The sequence below is a fragment of the Desulforamulus aquiferis genome (genome assembly GCF_030577015.1).
GTDB lineage: Bacteria > Bacillota > Desulfotomaculia > Desulfotomaculales > Desulfotomaculaceae > Desulfotomaculum > Desulfotomaculum aquiferis.
Genome location: NZ_JARPTC010000001.1, coordinates 62308 through 86938, shown reverse-complemented (window position 1 = coordinate 86938; position 24631 = coordinate 62308). Strand labels below are relative to the sequence as shown.

Annotated in this window: 23 protein-coding genes; 5 read left to right on the top strand and 18 right to left on the bottom strand. The window is 40.2% G+C overall.

Annotated elements, in window-relative coordinates:
• Positions 1-25: 25 nt before the first annotated feature.
• From P6N53_RS00485 to P6N53_RS00470, 4 genes are all read right to left on the bottom strand, one after another.
• Positions 26-475: a DUF4342 domain-containing protein gene (locus P6N53_RS00485; RefSeq protein ID WP_304540292.1), complete on the bottom strand. Its 450-nt coding sequence runs from the start codon at positions 473-475 to the stop codon at positions 26-28.
• 178 nt (positions 476-653) lie between these two features.
• On the bottom strand, positions 654-1361 hold the full coding sequence (locus P6N53_RS00480; RefSeq protein WP_304540291.1) for a formate dehydrogenase subunit gamma: 708 nt from the start codon (positions 1359-1361) through the stop codon (positions 654-656).
• A 1-nt stretch (position 1362) separates the two neighbouring features.
• Positions 1363-2373: a cytochrome c3 family protein gene (locus P6N53_RS00475; protein ID WP_304540290.1), complete on the bottom strand. Its 1011-nt coding sequence runs from the start codon at positions 2371-2373 to the stop codon at positions 1363-1365.
• A gap of 172 nt (positions 2374-2545) precedes the next feature.
• Positions 2546-3034 (bottom strand): sulfite exporter TauE/SafE family protein, encoded by a 489-nt coding sequence (locus tag P6N53_RS00470; protein WP_304540467.1) that lies wholly within the window; start codon positions 3032-3034, stop codon positions 2546-2548.
• Between P6N53_RS00470 and P6N53_RS00465 the strand changes: the two genes are divergently transcribed.
• A complete protein-coding gene (locus P6N53_RS00465) occupies positions 3033-3161 on the top strand; it encodes a hypothetical protein (RefSeq protein ID WP_304540289.1) in 129 nt (42 codons plus the stop codon). The genes P6N53_RS00470 and P6N53_RS00465 overlap by 2 nt on opposite strands.
• An 82-nt stretch (positions 3162-3243) precedes the next feature.
• Here the strand turns inward: P6N53_RS00465 and hpsH are convergent, their stop codons facing one another.
• From hpsH to P6N53_RS00435, 6 genes are all read right to left on the bottom strand, one after another.
• The gene (gene hpsH / locus P6N53_RS00460) at positions 3244-4146 is read right to left on the bottom strand and encodes a (2S)-3-sulfopropanediol dehydratase activating enzyme (protein ID WP_304540288.1); all 903 of its coding nucleotides are present in this window, start codon (positions 4144-4146) and stop codon (positions 3244-3246) included.
• 87 nt (positions 4147-4233) lie between these two features.
• Positions 4234-6711: a (2S)-3-sulfopropanediol dehydratase gene (hpsG, locus tag P6N53_RS00455; RefSeq protein WP_304540287.1), complete on the bottom strand. Its 2478-nt coding sequence runs from the start codon at positions 6709-6711 to the stop codon at positions 4234-4236.
• A 42-nt stretch (positions 6712-6753) separates the two neighbouring features.
• A complete protein-coding gene (locus P6N53_RS00450) occupies positions 6754-7590 on the bottom strand; it encodes an SDR family NAD(P)-dependent oxidoreductase (RefSeq protein WP_304540286.1) in 837 nt (278 codons plus the stop codon).
• Positions 7591-7745: 155 nt separating this feature from the next.
• A complete protein-coding gene (locus P6N53_RS00445) occupies positions 7746-8468 on the bottom strand; it encodes a GntR family transcriptional regulator (RefSeq protein ID WP_304540285.1) in 723 nt (240 codons plus the stop codon).
• Between the two features lie 97 nt (positions 8469-8565).
• On the bottom strand, positions 8566-9918 hold the full coding sequence (locus P6N53_RS00440; protein WP_304540284.1) for a TIGR00366 family protein: 1353 nt from the start codon (positions 9916-9918) through the stop codon (positions 8566-8568).
• Between the two features lie 25 nt (positions 9919-9943).
• A complete protein-coding gene (locus tag P6N53_RS00435) occupies positions 9944-11305 on the bottom strand; it encodes a short-chain fatty acid transporter (protein WP_304540283.1) in 1362 nt (453 codons plus the stop codon).
• Between the two features lie 264 nt (positions 11306-11569).
• Here P6N53_RS00435 and P6N53_RS00430 point away from each other — a divergent pair, with 264 nt between their 5' ends.
• The 4 genes from P6N53_RS00430 to P6N53_RS00420 all read left to right on the top strand — a co-directional run bounded on the left by P6N53_RS00430 (position 11570) and on the right by P6N53_RS00420 (position 16208).
• Entirely contained in the window at positions 11570-12283 is a 714-nt protein-coding gene (locus tag P6N53_RS00430; RefSeq protein ID WP_304540282.1) for a DMT family transporter, read from the top strand.
• A gap of 39 nt (positions 12284-12322) precedes the next feature.
• Positions 12323-12532 carry a DUF2326 domain-containing protein gene (locus tag P6N53_RS18700; RefSeq protein ID WP_373322963.1) on the top strand — a complete coding sequence of 70 codons (210 nt, stop codon included), beginning with the start codon at positions 12323-12325 and terminating at the stop codon, positions 12530-12532.
• Positions 12533-12737: 205 nt separating this feature from the next.
• Positions 12738-14801: a thioredoxin domain-containing protein gene (locus P6N53_RS00425; protein ID WP_304540279.1), complete on the top strand. Its 2064-nt coding sequence runs from the start codon at positions 12738-12740 to the stop codon at positions 14799-14801.
• Between the two features lie 66 nt (positions 14802-14867).
• Entirely contained in the window at positions 14868-16208 is a 1341-nt protein-coding gene (locus P6N53_RS00420; RefSeq protein WP_304540278.1) for an ATP-binding protein, read from the top strand.
• 37 nt (positions 16209-16245) lie between these two features.
• Here the strand turns inward: P6N53_RS00420 and P6N53_RS00415 are convergent, their stop codons facing one another.
• From P6N53_RS00415 to P6N53_RS00380, 8 genes are all read right to left on the bottom strand, one after another.
• Positions 16246-16629 carry an XRE family transcriptional regulator gene (locus P6N53_RS00415; RefSeq protein ID WP_304540276.1) on the bottom strand — a complete coding sequence of 128 codons (384 nt, stop codon included), beginning with the start codon at positions 16627-16629 and terminating at the stop codon, positions 16246-16248.
• 144 nt (positions 16630-16773) lie between these two features.
• Positions 16774-17502 carry a metallophosphoesterase gene (locus P6N53_RS00410; RefSeq protein WP_304540274.1) on the bottom strand — a complete coding sequence of 243 codons (729 nt, stop codon included), beginning with the start codon at positions 17500-17502 and terminating at the stop codon, positions 16774-16776.
• A gap of 102 nt (positions 17503-17604) precedes the next feature.
• Positions 17605-18483 (bottom strand): glycosyltransferase family 2 protein, encoded by an 879-nt coding sequence (locus P6N53_RS00405; RefSeq protein ID WP_304540272.1) that lies wholly within the window; start codon positions 18481-18483, stop codon positions 17605-17607.
• A 109-nt stretch (positions 18484-18592) separates the two neighbouring features.
• On the bottom strand, positions 18593-20803 hold the full coding sequence (locus P6N53_RS00400; RefSeq protein WP_304540271.1) for a YcdB/YcdC domain-containing protein: 2211 nt from the start codon (positions 20801-20803) through the stop codon (positions 18593-18595).
• A 139-nt stretch (positions 20804-20942) separates the two neighbouring features.
• Entirely contained in the window at positions 20943-21281 is a 339-nt protein-coding gene (locus tag P6N53_RS00395; RefSeq protein WP_304540270.1) for a P-II family nitrogen regulator, read from the bottom strand.
• 32 nt (positions 21282-21313) lie between these two features.
• On the bottom strand, positions 21314-22687 hold the full coding sequence (locus tag P6N53_RS00390; protein ID WP_304540268.1) for an ammonium transporter: 1374 nt from the start codon (positions 22685-22687) through the stop codon (positions 21314-21316).
• Positions 22688-22865: 178 nt separating this feature from the next.
• A complete protein-coding gene (locus P6N53_RS00385) occupies positions 22866-24164 on the bottom strand; it encodes an ammonium transporter (RefSeq protein ID WP_304540266.1) in 1299 nt (432 codons plus the stop codon).
• Between the two features lie 112 nt (positions 24165-24276).
• Positions 24277-24615, bottom strand: a complete 339-nt coding sequence (locus tag P6N53_RS00380; RefSeq protein ID WP_304540264.1) for a P-II family nitrogen regulator — start codon at positions 24613-24615, stop codon at positions 24277-24279.
• Positions 24616-24631: the final 16 nt, after the last annotated feature.

Here is a 24631-nt window from a genome sequence, read left to right as displayed (position 1 = left end):
TTATTTTTATAATAAGGTTTTCCGGTTATGAGGTAGCTGTATTCTCGCCTTCATCGGCTAATTTCCTTTTGGCAGAGTCTACTGCATCAGAAACTTTATTCAATGCTTCGTTAACTTTCATTCCTTCTCCGTCCAGCCCTTCAAACTTCATTCTGTAACCTGTAACTAGGCCAATTAACAGAAGTGGTATAACAATATAAGAGGCAAATACGGTTATAATGATGGAAACAGTTACAGACATGTCGAAAACGGTCCGGTTTTTCTTATGGATAATAAACCTTGTACTGTTTGCCTTGTGGAAAAGGTTTTTAAATAAACTATAATTTTGTTCCGGTTTAACTTTATTTTGTTTTTCTAAGTATACTAATGCCTCCAGCAAATCACCATTGCATTTTTCCAATGCTTCTTTTGCATCCCCATAGCTAACATTGGTTCTTTTCCTTAACTCATCAATTAAATCTAAGTTTAATGCCATATTCGTTCCCTCCATTTATTTAGCTTGCATCTTTATTATAGGGAGGAAAAACTAGAGAATCCTTAATGAAAAATTAGAATTTAATTAGAAATTAAACTATTACCCCACGATAGTTTGATAAACCAAAGACTCCTAGTGATAAAGGGACAAGGTACCTGTCCCCTTGTCCCTTTACTCATCAATCGCTCCATTTAGGATGATGAAGTTTAATCCATTCTTTGGATACCATACCATGGGTAATTGTCCCGATTGTTCCAGGGTTAGCAAAGCTACCTAAATAAATATGACCTATAACTCCAGCTATTAGCATAACTGCTGAAACACCATGAATAATGGATGCCAATAACACCATGTAGACAGAGAATTGGGCGGGATAAGTTAATAAATAGCCGGAAAATATGATGAAAATGCTTAATACAGTGGTAAACCAGTAAAAAAGTTTTTGTCCTGCGTTAAATTTTCCGGTGGGAATATGGACTTCTTTTTTGGTTAGATACCCCCCCATTACCTTAAACCATTCCCAGTCATATTTCTTAAAGGTATTATCTTTAATCCAGATTAGGATTGATACTAATGAAGAAAGGGCAAATAGTACAGCAAAAAAAAGGTGGATATGTAAAAGAAATTGATAACTTAGTCCAAGGTTATTGTAAACAGCAAAGGCTATACCAGTAATGGCTAAAATGATAGTGCTAGTCATTCTTACAAAATGAGATGATATTTCTAGGAAATTAAGTCTTTGTATTTCCGGCTTTAATTTACCTAAAACTTTTGCATTAGGGCCAATTGCAATATAATGAGCCCCCGCTATAATAAGCGTCCCGACAGTTGCTATTAATATTAATAACCATATATATTGGATATAAAGATTGTTTAGGATAATCATTTTACTCTCCCCCTTTGGATGAGTTCTTGATTGTTTCAATAGCTTCGGGATTAGTTATTTCAATTTCTTTAGTTTCTGGATTATCCCCTAAATCTTCATATAGGAGTTTACCAAAACTATGATCCCGTGTGAAATGACCGCGAGGATCTGTAGGATTTTTCCACATTATTTCATCTTGATTAAATTTCATACGTCCATGACAGGTAGCACAGTTTTCTTTAAAGGAGTCTTGTTTTAGCATGTTCCCCTGTTTATTAGTGCTATGGGGGGTATGACAACTTAAACAATCTAAATAACCGCTGGTGTAATGGTCAGAAATAAACCAATTCCGAACCCCGTAATGGGTATCAGCAATCAAAAAATTCTCATCTTTAGCTTGAGTTGGCTCTCCAAGAGTATGACACTTAATACAGGCATCCTGATTAGCAATAATAGTTTCTGGTTTTTTTGTTTGGGCATGGACAGCGCCAGGACCATGGCAGGTTTCACAACTTAGACCGGATTCAAGGCGGTTTGCTCCTGCTCCTTTAACTCCTAATCCGGGACTATGGCAAGCTACACAATTGGAATAACTTTTGGCAACCCATTCCTTTTCATTCCCATCTTTTAGCTCTAGGGGTTGTAGCTCATAACCAGTACCAGTTTTCTCTAAAGCAGCTACTCTGTGAAAACCTGGAATTCCATTTATCTTACTGACCACGTAGTGATCCAGCATTACTCCTAGGGAGTTTTTTAAATTTAATTTTGCACTTTGGGTTTCTTCCCCCTCGGCAGTAGCCCATATAGTGACATTTTGATCCCAGTTTACAGGATATTTATCTAAACCTGTAAAACTTTGGGCGTGAGTTGTCATAACATAGTGATCGGCGATATTTTGATGGCAACTGATACAGGCATCCGAACCTATATATGAAGCATTTTCAATGATCTTCTTATCAGTAGCACATCCTGATATTATTAATAATCCAAAAACAGTCATTAGAGTTAGAAAAAAAGCCCATTTATGTTTCATATTATTCTCCCTTCAAAATAGAAAAGTTTTTCATTTTTATAACAATTTTGTAGTTAAAATTATTATATCCAGGAGTAATATTTTTATAGCTAAGTTTACTGGCAATGGCAGAGTTCTGGTGGTGGCAGGAGAAACGTCCCCTTGCCACCACCCCTATGGGTTTTTGTTTGTTTCAGCTAGCCCTAATTACCTCTTTTCTTGTATTGGTAGCATTAAAATATAGTGTAAGTGGTACCGCAGGCATACCAATACTCGAGGTGAAAATACCTGCAAAAAAGCCAACTAATAGCTCGCACATATTTTTAGCCCGATCATTTTGAAATTTGACATTTAGTTCTATTGTGGTATCAACCTTATCAGAACTAGTGTTAGTTGCTTTTTTATAATCTTTTAACCACTTGTAAAGCAAGGTACTCGTGATAATTAGTATAACTATACTCACAGTTATTTTTAGAGTTTCCATACTGACATATTTATAAAAAATTAGTCCAATTGGTACACCAAATAAACTTCCCTGGATAAGCTTTTTAAACAAACTTAAATCAACATCATCCTTTATTTTAGTAATCATGAATATAGCAATTAAAAATGGGACAAACATACTTACTTGAATAAAATCGCGGGAATTAAAAACCAAAAGTAATAAAGGAGTAGCAACAATGGCAAAACCAAAGCCAGTTGTTACCTGTAGTATGGAAGCAAATAAAACAATAGCATTTGCTAAAACCCAATCATTAAATTTTCAAATGACTGTACCGTATACACATAATATTTGTGTCAAAAATTAAAACGCCCCGTGTGTTAAAATACTCGGGGCATAGAGATACCTATCCAAACCCAATACAGAGGCATTTTGATAAATAACCTATACTATCCAACAATTAATCTGAGCTTCTTAATTTGTTCCTGTGATAGAGGTTCAACATCCTTTAATAAATACTCTCTGCCTAAATAGGAGTATTTAGATTCTCCGAACCGATGGTAGGCTAGAAGTTCATACTCTACGTTGGGATAAATCTTAACATAATCTCGAATGGCCTTGATATCATCATCCCAATCATTAAAACCAGGAATAACCGGAGTTCTCACGACAACTTGGGTACTAGGAAATTCATTGCATAGTCTCTCGAAGTTAGCAAGGATTACTTCATTAGAAACATTAGTAAACACTTTATGTCTCTCTGAATCTAAACACTTAATATCGTAAAATACTGTATTTGCATATTCAAATACCTTTTTTGTCTTATCCCAATTGGCATAGCCACAGGTTTCAATTGCAGTATTCATTCCTCTGCCTTTAGCTTCCTTAAGCAGCTCGTAGGCGAAGTCAGCCTGCATTAGTGGCTCTCCACCACTTAGGGTTATACCCCCACCGGACCTTGCATAAAAAACACTATCTTCTTCCACAATTTTTAACACTGCGTCTACAGTCATGGTCTTGCCAAAAAGTTCTAGGGCTTTTGAAGGACAGCTTTCAGCACAAAAATCACAGTTGTTGCAAATTGCTCGGTCAATTTTGATACTATTGCTATCAGCTAACTCAGAGATAGCAGCCTTTGGGCAGGCCTTAATACACAGAGCACATTCTTTTATTCCAATACATTTATTATAGTTAAACGTTAATTCAGGGTTTTGATACTGGGATTCAGGATTTGCACACCACTGGCACCTTAAGGGACAACCTTTTAAAAAAACAATTGTTCTGATACCGGGACCATCGTGAACTGAAAACTGCTGTATATTAAAAACTATTCCTGAAACCTTGTTTGTCATCATTTCTCCCCCTTGTCCGGTAAAAAATATGGAGGAAGTCCTGCCCTTAATGGGCAGGACTTTTTACTCAACTTGATATGTGAAACATTAGAAGCTGTGTTCAGTTCTGGCAATGATTTCATCCTGTAATTCAGGTGAAAGATCTACAAAGTAAGCGCTATAACCAGCAACACGCACAAGTAAGTTACGGTATTTTTCTGGGTCTTTTTGTGCTGCCAATAAGGTATCACGATTAATTACGTTGAATTGTAAATGCCACAGTTTTAAGTCGCAGAAAGACCTCATCAAGGATATTAGCTTTTTGCTTCCTTCTTCACCAGCTACTGTGGAAGGACTAAGTTTAATGTTAACCAAACGAGCGGCCCTTTCCTTCTCGCCCATGCACTTGGTATTGGCTATAGACTGTAGGCTTGCACTTGGTCCTCTGGTGTCAGCCCCATGGGAAGGTCCACCACCATCTGCTAAAGGCATACCTGCTTTTCTACCGTTAGGGGTAGCTCCTACAATTTTACCAAGGGGAATGTGGGCAGTAACAGGTACATATCTAGCATCCAGTTCTCCACCAAAGGCAGTGCGATACTTTTTAGCAAAATTTATGGCATGGGCTTCAATGTTAAAGCCGATGGAGTCTGCATACATGTCATTGTTACCGTACTTAGGAGCATTTAACAACATTTGCCTGATTACTTCTTTACCTTCGAAGTTAGCATCTAGCGCTTCAATTAATTCAGCCATGGTAAATTTCTTATCTTCAAAGACTAATTTCTTTATGGCTGCCAGCGAATCAATTACGGTACCAAAGCCTAACAGATCATAGAAACCTAAACTTACGCCACCTTCAATGGGGCCGGAATACAGATCCTTACATTCATTCATGCAAAGATCATGGAGCACTGAGGAAAAGGGTGTTGCCAGATATTTAGATCTTATAACATCAGCTAGGTATTGCTGAATAAAAGTGTGTTTTAAGATAAACCCTTGTTGAGTGGTGTAAGCCTGCCAGAGATCATCAAATGAAGTAAACTCTGTGGGCTCGCCGGTTTGAGGACCAATTTGTTCATTATTTAAGGATTTAATCTTACCGTTGTTTAGGGCCATTTCTAAAACGGCACCCAAGTTAACCCAGGCACAGGGACTGGTAAATGTGTCTCTATTAGGCATTCGTACTTCACTGCATCCGGAGACTGCATAGTCGTTTGCATCTGCAAAGGGAGCACCTTTTGCCAGTAGCAAAGGAATAACTTCCTCATCATTGATTAGTTTAGGGAAACCAGATCCTTCCTTAATGGTTTCAGTAATTTCGTGCATGAATTTTTCAGGGGTTTGGGCATGTATCCTAGCTGCCAAGTCAGGGTAGTTTAGGGGAAATTCTCGTTTAGAACGTAAGATTAAGTAAGATAATTCATTAGTTGCATCTCTTCCGTCTTTGGTCTTACCACCAACGGTAAGTGCTTCCCAGTGGGAATAACCTTCAGTAAAAGCAGCACCAGCGGGAGAAACCTTTAAATTTAAAAATTGAGCCATATTTAACCAAAGGGACTCTAACAACTCAAGGGCAAAATCATCAGTAATGCGGCCTTCCTCAATATCCTTCTTATAGTAGGGATAGAAATATTGATCCATACGCCCGTTGCCTACAACAGCTCCGACGTTCTGCTCTAGTCTGGAAACGATCTGCGCCATCCAGACAGATTGTACTGCCTCTTGGAAGGTTCGAGCAGGGTTTTCCGGAACATAATTGCAAATTTCAGCAATCTGCAGCAATTCTTGCTTTCTTTGTTCATTGGTTTCCTTTTCAGCCATACTAGCAGCGATCTCAGCATATCTTCTGGACAAAATAATTGTGGCATCACATACCATTACAGCAGCTTCAAGGAATGGTCTTTTTTCACAATTATCCTTGGGGTTATTGATGTCAAGGGCTGCCAGTTTCTCCAGAGCTTCTCTTTTGAGATCTTTAAAGCCCCTTTTCACGACCTTTTCATAATCGTGTATCCATTGTAGGGAAGAGCGAATGGTAGCGGTTTGAGTAACAATGTAACGCTGGTAGAAGTTATTTTCTGGATTATAAATGATATTCTTAGTTTCCTCTGGCATGGAGGATGCAAATACTTCATGTAAGGTTTTGCCCTTCCAATAGGGTACAATGTCTTCTTTAATTGCCTTTAAATCATCATCTGATACCTTATATGGTGTTTTGCCCTTCAGCAACATATCAATGGCTACATCTAAGAAAGCACCATCTAACTCAGGGTAAATCAGTCCATGTCTGCCGGGATGACCGTCTGCTCGACCAACGACGATATCATAGTCACCAATATAAACAGCGATGTTTTCACAAATATACTTTAAGGCCTTTGCCCATCTTAAAACCATTGGTTGACCTTCGGTCTGTTTAAAAGACTCGGTCATTAGACGGGCTCTTTCTAGGCTAATTCGAGGAACGTCACCTTTAAAGCTATTTAGTATGTTATATACTCTCTCTCTCCCTTTTTGCATTTCAGCTTGACTCAATTTTTCGTTTAATATTCTTTCTTCTTGAGGACTCAATACACAACAGGTCATTTTTGTTTCCTCCCCTATGACAAATATTTTAAATTCCTATCATTAGTTAGCTGCAATAACAAGACCACCATTTGGACTTATAACTTGACCAACCATATAGTTTCCTTCCTCTGAGGCAAGATGCACAGCCAGTGCTGCATATTCCTCTACTTTACCAACTCGGCGTGTTGGCATAAGCTGCATAAAGCGGGCTCTGGTTTCAGGGTCCATTGAATTAATACCACGCATAAATTCATCGGTTTCAATATATCCTGGGGCTATACAATTTACACAAATCCCTGCTCCAGCAACCTCATATCCTAAAGACCTGGTAAAAGCAACTACCGCTCCTTTGGAAGCCGAATAGTTTGGGCTGTGAGCACTTATTCCAGAAATACCAGCTATTGATGCTATATTGATGATCTTGCCATAGCCCTTATCTTCCATAATCTGTAGTGCTTCACGGGTGCAGTAGAAAAGAGCGTGTACATTTACTTCAAACATCTTCTTCCAGTTTTCATCACTCATGTTCTTGGTAATTCCTAATGACCGAGCAGGGATAGGGGTAGTGACTAAATCTAAGTGATTTCTTCTGTCTTGTACACCAGTATCATCGGAACGGTAAATTCCTGCATTGTTTACCAATATATCTAGGGTACCGAACCTCTTAACGATTTCCGAAAACATAGCTTTTACATCCTGGCTATTTGTAATGTCCACCATAATACTCATACCCTCTGCGCCAAGATCTTCTATTTCTTTTACTACTTGTTTAAGCTTATCTTCCTTCCTTCCACAAACAACAACCTTGGCACCCTCACGGGCAAAAGCTAGGGCTATTCCCTTTCCTAACCCGACATTTCCACCCGTAACCAGCGCAACCCGATCTTTTAATCTCATAGTGACTCGCCCCCTTCTTTACCGGACATCATCATATAATGACGTACGTACCAGTTACCTTACTATTATCATAAATTCCCAAATAATCATTGTCAACTAGTTGACTAAAATTTTGTGAAAGTTTTTTTATTCACAGCAAAACTTGGGGTAATGTTTTAAAGGCTGCCACTCTTACGGGACATTTTAATACAAAATGCATATTTATCTGCCCGATAAGTACTGTGGTTGTATTCCACGATATTGCCTTGGGGATCTGTAGTTAATCGTTCCACTAAAAGAATACTAGCAGATGCTGGTATACCTAATAGTTTATGATCTTCTTCACTTGCTACTGCGGCAGTGATTTTTTGTTCTGCTTCGTTTAATGAGACTCCAATGGACTCGAGTAGTGAGTATAAAGTTACCTCATTCAGGTCATGCTCGGCCAATTTTTGTCCTATTTCCATGGGGTAATAAGTACGTTCAATCGCAATAGGTTCACCATCTGCAAAACGTAATCTTTCAATCGCATAATAATCTTCAACGCCTAGAGTTTCAGCAATTACAGAGTTATTCTGCGTTCCATGATTTATAAGTTGAATTCCGGGCTTCATTCCCATATTTTCAACCGTTTCGGTAAAACTTTTTATATTACCGAGCCATTCGTTAACTTTATGGGTTGTAACGAATGTACCCTTACCATGAATTTTTTCCAATACGCCCTCACGTACCAATGAGGAAACAGCCTCCCGTACCGTTGAACGACTTACCGAGAACATATCCATAAGTTCTCTTTCACTAGGTATCTTTTCGGTATAGCTCCCCTTTTCAATATCCTTTCTAAGAACTTCTTTTAACTGGACATGTAATGGTAGGGGACTTTGAAAATCTAAAGCCATAATGCATTCCTCCAACAGTACTCAAGTTGTTAGCCACTCTTTTTCAATGAAATAAAATTCACATTGCATATCCATTATAGCGTTTGTTGGTTGTAATTTAAACAGGCATTATGGTTACTGCAAAAATAAGTATTATCATAGATGTCAAAATAACTGCACCTAGGTACCTTGCCATATCCGATATCCTAACATTACCAATGCCAAGTAGTGGTGCAAACAAACTAATTTGCAGAAGTTTTGCCCATCCGGCACCATAACTAAATGCCAATAGGGTTGTTGCATTGGAGACACCTAGATTAGCTGCTGCAGTTGTTAAACTGCTACCTTCAATGAGCCACTGACTTCCCGCATTTGGAACTAGTAAGTTAATAAAAGCTGAGCTTAGGAAGGTTACTGCCGGGAATAATGTACTATTTCCAACTGAAGTAAACCAACCTGCAATAACTGTATTTAGTCCTGACAGATCAACGACCCCTTGGACTGCACCATAGAAAACAATCGGGACATAGAATACCCAGCAAACTTGAACACTTTTAATTATATCCTGTTGGTAACTCATAGGTACTTTGCGCAAAACAATACCTAATGCAATTAGCATAAATAGGTATGTCGGCATATTCATAGGAGAAGAGCTCAGATAGCGCACAACATACAGAACTGCTAATGATCCGAAGGCAAGAGACAATATCCAGCTATTTTCAAGTTTAACTGCAAAATTATTATCACCCAAATTATTTTTTACGGGTTGTTGCAGGGGTTCATCTATAACATAATGATTACACTTGGGTTTTTGAACCAAACATAAAACTAATGGTATTGCAACTATTAATAGGAAAGTTACCGCTAAATTTAGGCTGCTAAATACCGTTTGTTGTAGGGTAATAGCACCAATCTGCTCGGCTAGTAAGTGTTTTCCTTGGGTTACGTGAAGAATAGCGCTTCCGGATATTCCATTCTCCCACATAAGTAAGCCAGAAATACCTGCAGTAATGAGTAACGGATAGTTATAATCCACCTTTGTTCTTGCAATATAATTAGCAAGGAAAACGCCACCTACTATTCCAAGGCCCCAGTTAAACCAGGCCAGGGTCATCGATACAATAGCAATTAGAATAACAGCCTGGGTCTGAGTACTAACAAGGTTTGCAAATTTAGATAACATTTTTTGAAATAGAGGGGTAATCGCAAGGCCATAGCCAAGAACAAGTAAAAGTACAAACTGCATACCAAAACCAAAGTTATTTACGAAACCTTGCCCCCAAAATTTCAAAATCTCTTCCATACTTTTTTCTGTTAGTGTCAAGGCCATAAAAATTGCAAGAATGTTTACAAGAAAAACAAGTGCCACTGGATGTGGAATATAGTTTGTTATTTTTTCTAGAGCACTTACCTCTTGTGCTTCTATAGCTCTATCTGTTTTTTTAATAATATTCCTTTCAACTACACTCATGTACAATCCTCCCTTTGTATCTTTATTACCCTGGGAACGGAGCGAACATTAACCCTAAAGCAATCACTATAAAGGAAAAGACTAGGATTACCGCACAATAGCCCATAATATCCCTGATTTTTAGGCCAGCAAATGCCAATAACGGAAGAGTCCAAAAGGGTTGCAATAGGTTAGTCCAAGCATCACCGTTAGCAAATGCTGTAACCGCCCTTGGTATTGATACACCTAGTTGTTGAGCTGATTCAACAATAATTGAGCCTTGTACAATCCATTGTCCACCGCCGGAAGGAACAAAGAAGTTAACAATCCCTGCACCGATGAAGGCTAAGACTGGGAAGGTTAGTGGAGTAGAAATAGCAACAAAAAAGTTGGCAATTACTGCTACTAATCCGGAGGCGACCAAAATTCCTAAAATACCACCATAAAACTGGAACTGCAGCATGATCGGAATGGCAGTTTTTACTGCATGTTTAAGGCATTTAATATAGCTGGACATACGCCAGTGAAGGATAATGCTTGCCATCAGCATAATCACTATAAAGGTATTGATATCAAATGCACCGTTCCATTTGTAAAACCAGTGATATAGAAAGGTCACGCCTACTAGGGTTATGAGAATAGGAACTAATGGTGAATTATTTAGGAAATATGCCAGGGTACCTTTTTGTCCCGCATCAAAATTCTCTTCACCAGTACTAAATTCTCCTAGTTGGTCAGTTGCCGGACTAACATAATCTTTTTCTTCTGGTATCATCATGTAAGTAAGAATAGGTGTAAGAATAATTAATGCTATTGCAATCATGAGGTTTCCTGAAGAAAAAATTGTTTGGCTAATAGGTATTATTCCAATTTTTTCAGCCAGGAAGTGATTTTCAGTTGCAATTAATAGTTGGCTTGCACCTGAAATCCCATTGTGCCAAGCTACCGTACCAACATAGGAACCAGCTACTAACAAAGGATAGTGTAATTTGATGCCTTTTTTAGCTGCTTGCCGTGCAATTTCTAGGCAAATAATACCAGTAGCAACTGCACCAACACCCCAATGAAAAATCCATAGGCCAAGAGAACATAACGTTGCCAAAACTATTGCTTGACCATGTGTTCTGGGTAATCCCGCTATCATACCAAGAACTTTCTTAAACGGTGGTGCACTAGATAGAACATAACCACCTACCAGGGCTAAAGAACTCTGCATTGAAAATACTAAAATACCCCAGAAGCCATTGCCCCACATATCTACCACTTCAAATAATGACTTGCCTGTAATAAACATTGCTCCAAGCATAGCTACAAAGGTTAACAATAAGCAGAAAATATAGGCATCTGGCATTACTCTTTGAATGATCGACGTAAAAGTGTTTCCCATTCCTCTAATTATTGCTTGCACAATTAACACCCCCAATAATTAATAAAACTTCCTATCCAATCTTCTTAACAACACACACTCATAGAACCACCCCTCTTTTAAATACCTATTTAGCTAGTTAAAAACCAAAAACTAAAAGATAGTTCACACAAGCACATTCTTTTGTAAAAAAAATTCGTTCTAGGTTGTTACGTCACCACGTCATGATGTTATAATGTTATTATTAGTAAATATATCTTACAAAAACATTACTTGTCAATAGTTCAAGGTGAAATGGGTGCCAATATGTATTTTTTGAAACGTGATGTGATTTTGCTATCCTGTACAGGTGTCGCTGGTTTCAGTTCGTTACTCTATGTTGCTTTGCAATCGACTAGTTCAATCAATGCATCCATAGTTAACTCAACTTCCCCTTTGGTCATTGTCCTATTGGCCCGAATCTTCCTACGTGAAAAATTATCCAACCTACAATATCTTGGTACAATAATCTCATTTCTAGGTGTGATTTGGGTTATTAGCCAAGGAAATATTAACGTTCTGATGAATTTTCATTTTAATAACGGTGACCTCTTAGTCATTGTTGCTGTGTTGTTCTGGGCACTTTATTCCCTATTAATTAAGACAAAGGGTGCAACTTTACCAAAAAGGGCAACTTTCTTGACAACACTATTACTAGCTATAGTATTTTTGCTTCCTTTTTGTTTATGGGAAAGCAGGCATTATTCATTCAATATTGGGGATATATCAGTAAATATGGTCCTAGCAATAATTTATTTAAGCATCTTTCCGACACTCATATCCTTCATCTGTTGGAACGAAGGTGTAATTAGAGTGGGGCCGACCATCTCCTCCAACTTTCTGCATTTAATCACTGTTTTTGCCGGGCTATTCGCAATACTCATTGGAGAGAAATATACTACCACCCACTTCCTAGGTGCCTTATTAATTTTGGGGGGAGTACTAATTGTCTCTAACCCCAAGTTCTCGCAAAAACGATAGCCGATTCTTTAAATTCGTATATCATAATGGAAGTCTTGAATCATTTCTTATACCAAAAAAATTACATACCTTAAAACACTAAAAGACATTTGTAATAACTATGGAATTCAATATATTTTCACAGCCTTACAAGATGACATTCCTCTAAATTCTGATGATACATATTTTGGAATTAAAAGTGAAAATATTGCTGTTACTCTAGATGAACGTGACGATAACACAGGACATTTATTTGGTTTTGAGTTTTAGATATCATCTGTTTATTAAAGATAGTATTATTCCAAACTTATTTTTCATTGTCAGCCTTATGGCTGAATTTTATTTATTATCTTTATGTAATATGTAAATAGTAATTATTTTTTGATGTATACTAAATCAAAACTCTCACACTCTACAGCATGACATTGAGTTTAAGTGTCATGTTGTAGATCATCTCTGAACTGGAGGTCATTGTTTGAATAATAATAGAAAATCTAATAGACTTATAAACGAAAAAAGTCCTTATCTTCTCCAACATGCCCACAATCCAGTGAACTGGTATCCTTGGGGTAAAGAGGCTTTTGATATAGCAAATCAAAGAGATTTGCCCATCTTCCTCTCTGTGGGATATTCTACTTGCCATTGGTGTCATGTAATGGAGAAGGAGTCCTTTGAGTCGGAGGAAGTTGCTGAAATCCTTAATAAAGACTTTGTATCAATCAAGGTTGACCGGGAAGAGAGGCCGGATATTGATCATATTTATATGAATGTTTGCCAAGCCCTCACCGGGCAGGGTGGGTGGCCTTTAACGATCATTATGACACCGGAGCAAAAGCCCTTTTATGCCGGCACCTATTTCCCTAAGATGTCCAAGTATGGTAGGCCAGGTATCATAGATTTATTGGTGCAGATATCAGGCTTATGGAAGAGTGATAGGGATCGATTGTCTGCCATTGGTGAGGAATTAACTGCAAAACTTCACCAGGAATCAACTAATTCCCCAGGTAACTTATCAAGGGATATCTTGGATAAGGCTTTCCGGCTGTTTGACAAGACCTTTGATCGGACCTATGGAGGTTTTGGTACTGCTCCAAAATTTCCAACACCCCATAATTTAATGCTGCTCCTTAGGTATTGGAAAAAGACTAAAAATGTTCAAGCCCTGGCCATGGTTGAGGAGACCCTTGATTCTATGCATCGGGGTGGGATCTATGACCATATTGGTTTTGGCTTCTCCAGGTATTCTACTGATGATAAATGGTTGGTACCTCATTTTGAAAAAATGCTGTATGATAATGCCCTGCTGTCCATTGCTTACCTGGAAACTTATCAAATAAATAAGAACCCCCGCTTTGCAAGGGTTGCCAGAGAAACATTCACCTATGTTTTAAGGGATATGACTTCACCCGAGGGAGGCTTTTATTCAGCGGAGGATGCTGATTCTGAGGGTGTGGAAGGAAAATTCTATGTTTGGCATCCAGATGAAATTATAAAAATACTGGGCAAGGTGGATGGAGAATTATATTGCCGATATTATGATATCACTAAGGGAGGTAACTTTGAGGGTGCCAGTATTCCCAATTTAATCAATCAAAACCCCTTGGAATTTGCAGATAGCTTGGATATTTCCCTGGAGGATCTTGTTGAAGGCTTGGAGAAATGCAGGCAAATGTTATTTGAAGCCCGTGAGAACAGGGTGCATCCCTATAAGGATGATAAAATTCTCACATCTTGGAACGGATTGATGATCGCTGCACTGGCCAAAGGTGCCAAAGTGTTGGGAGATAGTACATATAGCCAGGCTGCCGAACAGGCCCTGGAATTTATCATGACTAAGCTTCGCCGGGAGGATGGACGACTTCTGGCCCGTTATCGGGAGGGTGAGGCTGCCTACCCAGCTTATCTGGAGGACTATGCCTTTGTCGTCTGGGGTTTGCTGGAGCTTTACGAGGCAACCTTTAATCAAAAATATATTGCCCTTGGATTGGAACTCACCGATGATATGATTGAACTGTTCCATGACCGGGAGAGGGGCGGGTTTTTCTTCTATGGTAGCGATGGGGAGAGCCTAATAGCAAGGCCTAAGGAGGCCTATGATGGGGCCATTCCCTCCGGCAATTCAGTAGCAGCGGTTAATCTCTTACGGCTGGCTAGGTTAACTGGCAATGAAAACTACCAAAAATTAGCAAATAATCAATTAGAAACCTTTGCCAAAGATTTAGAACACTATCCCCCTGGCTATTCCTACTTCTTAATGGCAGCTTATTTAGGACAAGAACCAGCAATTGAAATTATTCTAACTGGTTCAAAGGAAGATGTACTTCTTAAGGGCATGTTGAAGGGTGTACAAGGCAAATTCCTACCTAATGCTGTTATTATGACCAGGTTTTCAGAAGATAGCCAAGCCCATAAACTACTGCCACCTTTGGTTGGTAAGGAGACAGTCGCTGGGAAACCAACAGCCTATGTATGTAAAGACTTTGCTTGTCAGGCCCCAGTTACCAACCTCAGGAGACTTGAGGAATTAATATCTGATTAAAATAAGCAGGTTTCAATGATTTTAAATAGAAGTATTTCCGGTATGAAACATACCGGAGGAGAGATTATGACAAAAGCTATTCAGCCCAAAGAAATATCCCAGGCTCTTGCTGGCTTAACTCTATTTAGGGGCATCAAATCGGACCCAGTATTAGAGTGTTATACAGGCATTATTAAAGCCTACCTGGCTGACGAGGATTTGCTTGATGAGTATCACCGTCTGGTCATGCTGTTATTAGATAAGGCCACAAGTAGCAATCTGCCCCAGGTTGGTGACCTTTGGCAAGATTATATTCTAGACCTATTATTATTGGATAACAATTTGTTTTGCAGAGAAGCAGCCATTCCTAAGGACATTTCCCAGCCCATAAGGGAAGCCTGTATCCATGATTTATCCAGGCTTCAAATTATCTGCCAACAAGGCCTTGAGGTAATAAACTCTATTTTTGAAACACTTCCCCATTTTAAACTCGCTGGGTTAAGGTCTAACGAAACCAACCTTGATGAAGGAATCCTGCAACAATATAGCCCCATCAAAAGTCTTAAACTGACCCTGTTGAATTCTAACAACTGGACAGGTAATATTGGGGAACTAGTTTCCTTCTACCGTTGTAACGGCTTTGCTCAGTTTGCCCTATACCGGGCCTTCCGCTGGGAGGAAATATCCTCGAGCTTTGAACTTGTTGGTATCGAGAAGCCTGATCCCATAACCTTAGAGCAACTATTTAGTTACGAACGCCAAAGGGGGCAGGTGTTGGATAATACCGAACGCCTGCTAAGGGGTCTGCCAGCTCAAAACCTGATTCTTTATGGTGACCGGGGAACAGGGAAATCTTCTACGGTTAAGGCCCTTGTGAACAGATATGGTGGGCAAGGTCTTCGCCTGGTGCAAATGTCCAGGGACAGTATTCATGGATTGCAAAGGGCCATGACCTATTTGGGAAAGATACCCCTTAAGTTTATTATTTTCATTGATGATTTATCCTTCGAGGAGAATGAGACCCACTATAAGATATTAAAAACCCAAATGGAAGGTAGCATAGAGCAGCAACCAGCTAACATTCGTATCTATGTAACTTCAAATCAGAGAAATTTAATTAAAGAATACTTCACGGATCGCAAGAATACCTTAAACTCTAATGGGGACGTACACCCCGGAGACACTATGCAAGAGAAGCTTTCCTTGGCGGATCGTTTTGGCTTAAAGATTACTTTTATTGCCCCGGATCAAGCAAACTTCTTAGCCATTGTTCGGGAGATGGCCGATCTGGAAAAGCTTCAGGTTGATCAAGAGACCCTGGAAAAATTAGCCCTAAAGTGGACTCTCTGGCATAATGAGCGTTCCGGCCGTACCGCCCGTCAATTTATTGACCATTTAAAGGGTCGCAAAAACTTAAACTTTATCTAATAAAAAACGGCCCTTACCATAGGTAGGGCCGTTTTTTCTATAACTCCTGGTGTTTTTCCTGTTCAAGCATTACCTGGATAAGTCCATCCAACTCCTCATCACCAATCCCTTTCTCCCCTTGCTTTACACGAAGAAAAGGCACCAATTCACCATTCATAATCCTTTGTTGATCAAAAACATTTAATCTTGATAATATTCTCTTAGGTCCTATCACATCATCGGATAAAAAATAGTAGGCATTTATGCCCATGGCCATGGAAATGGCCTGAACTATAGCCACCTGAGCTGTTTTTTTAGGGTTAAATTGCTTAAGCCCTTCTATATCGGATGCTTCAAGCATAGTTCTACGTGCCAGTTCTTCAGTAGAAATTTTCCTCATTTCCATAACTTCCTGAACTTTTGGTAAGATATTTTTTGCCAAGGCCAGTCCTCCTCATAATAAGTACCTTTCTATATTTAACCATGGACCTAGTTTTTACCTTCCCTGCCAACATATTTAGCTTAATTTTGTCCGAAGATACTTTAGTCCATGTACAGTGTGCCATTGTTTATAAAATATTCTGATTTAATGACAGGCAATTAGAATAGGCCTAAAGTTCACAAAATCTGCACTGACAAGGTGGAATTTTAGTCCCCATAGCTCATCGGGCAGGCGATAGTTCCTTGCCCGGTCATGTAAATGACCATAGACCACCCTGTCTACACCATACTTTAAAAATAGATCAATAAAACCCGATTTATCATGCTGTTCATTGGTGGGCATAAAATGCATCATGGCTATAATTTCACGGTGTTTACCCTTAATACTAGAGAGGGAGTTTTCTAAACGTATAAGCTCCCTATTATATATTTTTTCATCCTGTTCAGTAAACTGAAAACTGTTGGGGCAAGTCCAACCTCTGGTCCCACAAATTGCTATATCCTGGATCAGGATATGATCATTTTGAATTAGCCTTACATTATGGGGAACCAGCTTCCTGGTCTTTGAAATACCCTGCCACCAATAGTCATGGTTACCAGGGACCATCAGTACAGTTCCTGGTAACTTACCTAAATAATCTACATCATTGGAAACCTCCTCTGGCTTGGTGGCCCAGGAGAGATCCCCCGGCATCAAAATAATATCTTCATTTGTTATGATATCATGCCAATTTTCATAAATCTTACGGTGATGCTGATGCCATTCATTATTAAAAATATCCATTGGTTTATATAGCAATGCTTTTTCCCAATCGCACGGGTCTATAGGTTCAGTTAAGGAAAGGTGCAGATCGCTGATGGCATATATTCTCACATTAATTTCTCCCTTAATTCCACTGTATCCTATGTCTTAAGATATCTATTAATTTTTCTTCTTAGGGTATCTTATTTCACCCGTTGAAGGATTGTCAACCATTTACAGTTTAATGTTAAACTTGTTTAGAAACCAGTTGTCATCAAATTTCCTTTTGGCAAAATACTTCTCCCTCTGTAGCAAGGCATCACTATCTAAAAATACCTTGGCAATAAGATGACCTATATTTGATATCCCTTTAAAAAGCCCAATGACTCTACCAACACGCGCAGAATTAAAGTGACTTACAGCCATCCTGACGGCATTATAGGTGTAGTCGGACATGGTTATCGGATATGGGTGTCTAGTCCTAAAATGATGTTTAATAATTACTGAGGGGTCTACCTCCACCCTATAACCAAACAGCCACAGCTTTAGGGAAAACTCAGCATCCTCATAGCCGTAAACACTAAATCCCCTCTCAAACCCTCCAACATCATTAAAGGTTTCTCTGCTTACTGCAACACACCCTCCAGGGGCAAAGGGAACTTCCACAATATTTCCTGTACTGGGAAGCCATTTAGCCTCCATTTCTCTGGTCCAGGTAAATCCATAGCCTATGGCACCCACTGTATCCATGGTGGCAATACCCGGCGACACCGCTCCCGCTTTCCGGTCAGTAATTCCTTCTTTTAATATATCTAACCAACCTTGCTCAACCGTAATATGGGCATCACAAAATACCAGAACATCTCCAGCAGACTGCTCCGCTCCTAAGTTTCTAGCATTGGCTGCGCCAATTCCCGTTGTGTTTATTAGTCTCACCCTTGGGAAGGTTTTTCTATTAGTTTGCAGGAAAGAGCAGCACCCATCGGTTGAACCATCATTGATCACTGTAATGTCATATGGAGTTTGGGTTGGTGTTTCCAAAATAGATTCAACCGTTTCTTGTATTAGCTTTCCTTCATTTTTACAAGGAATAATGATTGATACTAATGACACCTGTATTCCTCCCCGACTCATATTTGGCCCAATATATCCTATGTTGTAAATCTTAGTTTTTTGTCCAAGAAAATAAAAAAAATCCCGGACCAGCCGGGATAATTTTTTGCTATTTTTTAACGTTTAGCATTCTGACAATGGATGATGCAGCATAACCTCGGGATACCTTTTCTTCAGGCTGATACTCGCCATTAATTTCTAATTGAAGGCCTAGGCCTAAGCTCAGGGCAGCATAGCCTTTAAGTTCGGGTGAAACCAGTTTTTCATCCTTTGAACTAAGGTTGTAGATATTGGATAATTTAGCAGCGCCATCGTAGTCTAGGGTATTGATCATAAGCCTGGCCAATTCTAGTCTAGTAAGCTCCTGTTCAAGTTCCCCTGTTTCATTACTTTCGATAATCCCTAAGTTAATGGCCGAATTAATTATCCTAGTTTTTCTTTCCTCCGGGTTTTCCCTGGTCAAGAGAGTAGGTGCAGTATACCATCCCCTGGACTTAACCAGCCATTCAATGGCCTCCAGTTTTGTAATATTGCTATCTGGCCTAAACTGTCCCTCCATAGTGCTTAATACCTTTGCTTGAACCAGGAGCTTAATATCATTTTCAGCTGGATGACCGGCAATATCATTAAAATCTACATTTTGTTTTGAAGGAATAGGTTGCCCAGTCCAATCAATAGCAGCTCCACTTCTAGCATCCAGCATATAGGAAGGATGGTTCTTTAGAGAATATACCAGATTGGTTTCTGTCTCTTTCCCCTCATTGTAGAAACGCTGGTAATATAGTTTTAGTTGTGAATCAGTTAGAAAATTGTCAATAGCCTTGTCCTTATCCATTAAGCCGGTTGGTGCGGGGAAGGATAACCCCCACCAGATTAAGCGATAATTTGTTACCTCCCCGGTATATGGATCAACTTGTACGCTAAAGCCATTGCCTGGGAAGGGAATACCATTGATCAATCTAGTGTAATTAAAGGTATAGTTTCTAGGTAGAATTTTTTCTCTCAAGGGAACGTAGTCATTTGTCCCCTGGTTTTCTAGACGAACTTCAGCAAACTTTCCTGCCTGCTGTTTTTTGATAAAGTTCTCAGCAATTTGCCTGGCCTGCTCAGCATTATACTTTGGTTGGCTGGCTTGCATTGTATCATAGGGTTTATTCCAGAGATTAAAGGAAATCACTTCACCAGTTGCTGCATTTACACTGGCATCAAGACTGTAGTATACCGTCTCCCCCTGACCGCTCCAGTAAAAATGCCAAAGCTTTTGTTCGGGGTACTCATAATCTTGAACTAAGCGATTTTCCTGTTGTTTTATACCTGCAGGGATTGTAACTACCTTTTTCACTTCTTCCAAGGCCTTTTCTGCACTAATTAAATTTGATATTTTGCTGACCTCTTTCTGTTCCAAAGGGGATAATTCCTTGTTCTCCCTACTTGATGTAGGCTCTCCCCCCATGCCCATTTTGTCAAAAGACTGGTAGCCAAGATCCCCGATAATCTTTCCGGAGAATGCATCAATAAATAATCGGGAGCCATTCTTCACTCGGTAGATAAGTTTGGCCTGGTTATTTCTTGTTTCAGAATTTTGGGGTCGGAAATAGACAAGTTCAATATTATCACCAAATACCTTTTTCGCTTGCTCATCGGATATTACACTAGTAACTGACGGAAAACTAAGTCTTTCATCCCAATTGAGATTAAAACTTAATATTTCACCGGTATCTCCGTTTATTCTAATGGACACACCATTCTCCTCAAAGGGTATGTTATTAATAAGTCTATGGAAGCTAAAATAATACTCAGCCGGCCCCCTCTCGCCTAAACCATAAAAGGGCTGGTGTTCAGGCTGATTTGGCGAAAGCTCCACCTTGGAAGAATAGCTTGGCAGCAGCTTTTTTACCCAGTCCTGGGCTATCTTGGCAGACTGTTCCAGGGAGTATTTAGGGACGCCGCTGTACTTCTGGCCCGGAGCTGGCTCATCCCAGCGATCCATCCCCATAACCTCACCTGTCATGGCATTAATCCTCACTGATAAATTAGCTCTAGGCTCCTTTGATTTGGACCAGCTTAGATTCCACATCACCATTCCTTCATAAGAGTTTATTCCACTTTCAAAGCGGTCAAAATCATTAGGAACGGAAAATATTTCTTTGGCCTTTAATACGGCCTGTTCCAGGGAGACATTAGTTTTTATAACATCTGAGGCCATTTCTGCTGAAACCTTCGAAACCGTATCCTGGTTTGCCAGTGCTGCTACTGGGTTAAGCATTAAACATCCAGCCAAACATCCGATAACAACAGAGCTAATTAATTTATTAGCCAAGTAAATTCCTCCCTTAGGTAATTCTTACCTATAAAGACGTTGAGATTTTGTTTCTGTAACACCAGTAAATAAAAAATTGCTCCGGGGATTAACCCGGAGCTATAAAGAGGTATTTTGGAGGAGCTGTTGTTACTGGTTATTAAATAGCGGTTTCACCTTGCTCACCTGTTCTAATGCGAATAGCATTATTTACAGGGTATACGAATATTTTCCCATCACCAATTTCACCACTGCGGGCAGCGTTGCTAATTGCCTTAATACACTCTTGCTCCCTCTGATCATTGACAACTATTTCAACCTTTACCTTAGGCAGGAGATTTATACTATACTCTGCACCCCGGTAAACCTCTTTGCGGCCCTTCTGGTGGCCACAACCAATTACCTGGGATACTGTCATGCCACTTACACCTATTTCATTTAAGGCATCTTTAACATCCTCTAATTTTCCTGGACGGATAATGGCTTCAATCTTAATCACGGTTATTCCTCCTTTGGAATTACTCTACCAAATTAATACGATTGTTTAAGGGCTGAGCCTGCTGCTGCGGAGGGGGATTTAACCTCTCTAGTTAATGACCCACCAAAGCTGTCAGCATAAGCATAGGCATTCTCACCATGTACGGTAACATCAAGACCTATTACTTCATCATCCGCAGATACTCTTAAGTCTGTAAAGATGCTAATTACTTTTAAGATAATGAAGGTAGCCAAGCCTGCAAAGATTATAGTTGCCACAACACCGATCAACTGGGTAGATAGCTGGGCAGCATTACCGTAGAACAAACCATTGGCACCACCCTCATTAACTGCTGTGCTGGCAAATAAGCCTGTGGCAATGGCGCCCCAGGTACCACCGATACCGTGGATACCAAAGGCGTCTAAAGAATCGTCATAACCAAATTTGGACTTAATAACTGCAACTGCAAAGTAGCAGAGGGGACCAACTACCAGACCCATGATAATGGCCGGCATAGGTGCTACAAAGCCTGCTGCGGGAGTAATAGCAACCAGACCAGCTACGGCACCAGACACACAGCCAAGGGCAGTGGGCTTGCCATGGTGAGCCCATTCAGCAAGTACCCAGGATAAACCACCCGCTGCGGCAGCAATATGAGTTACAGCAAAGGCGCTAGCGGCAATACCATCTGCAGCCAATGCACTACCTGCATTAAAGCCAAACCAACCAAACCACAGTAGGGCAGCACCAAGAATGGTCATGGGCAGGTTGTGGGGAACCATGGGCTCACTACCATACCCTTTTCTTTTGCCAATAACCATGGCTGCAACCAAACCAGCCACACCAGAACTAATGTGTACAACGGTACCACCAGCAAAGTCTAGGGCTCCCAGTTCCATTAACCAACCGCCGCCCCATACCCAATGGCAGAGGGGAGAGTAAACAATGGTAACCCAAAGAACGATAAATGCGATAAAGGCTGGGAATTTCATTCTTTCTGCAATGGACCCGGAGATAATGGCTACAGTGATTAGTGCAAACATCATTTGGAATGCCATAAAGATAAAGTGAGGAATGGTACCACTAGGCTCCTGGCCTACTCCTTGTAGCCCCACATATTCCAAGCCACCGACAATGCTCTTAATATCTGTACCAAAGGCTAAAGAATAGCCATATAATGCCCAAATAATACTAACTACACAGATAGTTATAAAACTTAACATAATAGTGCTAAGAACGTTTTTCCTTCTAACCATACCACCATAGAATAAGGCCAATCCGGGTGTCATAATCATAACCAAAGCTGCACAAATAATAATGAAGGTGGTGTCTCCGGTATCAATGGCTGCTGCCTCATCAGCCCAGGCAATGCTGGGCAGTATTAGTAATACCAGCATTGACAGTAATAATGTTTTTAGTCTAGTCATTTTTGTAACCTCCCTGAAAAAATTTGTTTTTTATAGAGTTCCCTACGGTTGGGTACCGTCAACTATAAGAAACCCGTTAAAAGCTAAGGCGCTCCACCCAAGGGTAAATAACTAATTACCCTTGAATCAAGCGCCTTCGCTAATAACACTACGTCGTGTTGATATTAAGCAGCCACCCTTAGATGGCTATTTTTTGACCGGATGGTGATGTCCCTCCAAAGTCTGGAGTACTTAAGCTATTGACATTCTGTCCGCCGTAGGCCGGAATACCATGTTCAACCATGTCTAGTCCTTCCATTTCCTCATCGGCAGATACCCTTATACCCACAGTTTTCTTAATTAAATAAAATACCAGGTAGCTCATGGAAAATGCCCAAATTGAAACTGCCAGCAAACCTAGAGCCTGAACTCCCAGCAGCTGCAATCCACCGCCATAGAGCAACCCGCCTTCTTCGGCGAATATGCCTACCGCCAGTGTGCCAAAGGAACCACATACACCGTGCACCGCAATGGCACCAACCGGATCGTCAGCCTTTAATCTATCAAAGAAGGGGACTGCTAATACTACCAGGACCCCTGCTATGCCTCCAATAATCACTGCACTCACCGGACTTACAAAGGCAGTACCGGCCGTTATGGCTACAAGACCTGCCAGGGCACCGTTAATGGCCATACTGGGGTCCGGCTTACCATATCTAAACATTGTAAACAGAGTTCCCATGGTTCCCCCGGCAGCGGCAGCCAGGTTTGTTGTTACCGCTATGCGGGCGATATTGCCATCAAGACCGGAAAGGGCACTGCCCGGGTTGAAGCCAAACCAACCAAACCATAAGATAAAAGCTCCTAATGCAGCTAAATGCATGTTGTGGGCTGGCAATACATTTACCGAGCCATCAGAGTTATATTTACCTAAACGGGGACCTAATACCAGTACAGCCGCCAGGGCGCTCCAGCCACCTACCGCATGCACTGCTGTGGAACCTGCAAAGTCCATCATTCCCAATTGGTATAGCCAGCCATCGGAGGACCAAATCCAGTGTCCTGCAATGGGATAAATAATTGCACAAACTACAGCAGTATAAATGATATAGGGTGCGAATTTCATCCTTTCGGCCACCGCCCCGGATACAATGGAGGCCACTGCAACGGCGAAGGCCGCTTGGAATATCCAGTAGGCATAGACTGGAATATCTAAGCCCAGATGACTAAAGTCACCCTTTAAAAAGAATCCACTGGTGCCAAAGAATCCTGCCTTATCTAGTCCATACATGAGGGCAAAACCTATGGCAAAATAACTTAGCATACCTGCTGTACAGTCCATAAATACCTTCATCACAATATTTAAAGAGTTTTTAGCTCGAATAAATCCTGCTTCAAGGAAAGCGAAACCAGCTTCCATAAAAAACACCAGAGCTGCACATAATAAAACCCATACTGTGTCAATACCAATCGCCAGTGATTTGACATCCATCTCCATTGAAAATTTTGACCTCCTCGTCATAAGAAAAAATGCCCTCTGGAATAAGGTTAAAGGTTAACCTTATTCTAGAGGGCATCTTTGCCCAAAAAATTAATATTCAACTAAAATACTACAGTGCATCACTACCGGCAGCATTAGTGCGAATCCTAACTGCATTATCTACCGGACTAACAAATATTTTGCCATCCCCAACTTCACCGGTGCGGGCAGTTTTTACGATAAGCTCCACTACCTCATCCACCTGATTGTCAGCCAAAACAATTTCCATCTTTATTTTCGGCAAGAGGTTAATGGTATACTCCTGACCCCTATAAACATTAACCCTACCTTTTTGTTTACCGCAGCCCATCACCTGAGATACGGTCATTCCCTGTATGCCATATTGGCTTAGGGCATCTTTAACCTCTTCCAATTTACTGGGTCGTATAACTGCCTCAATTTTTTTCATTTTTTACCCTCCTACG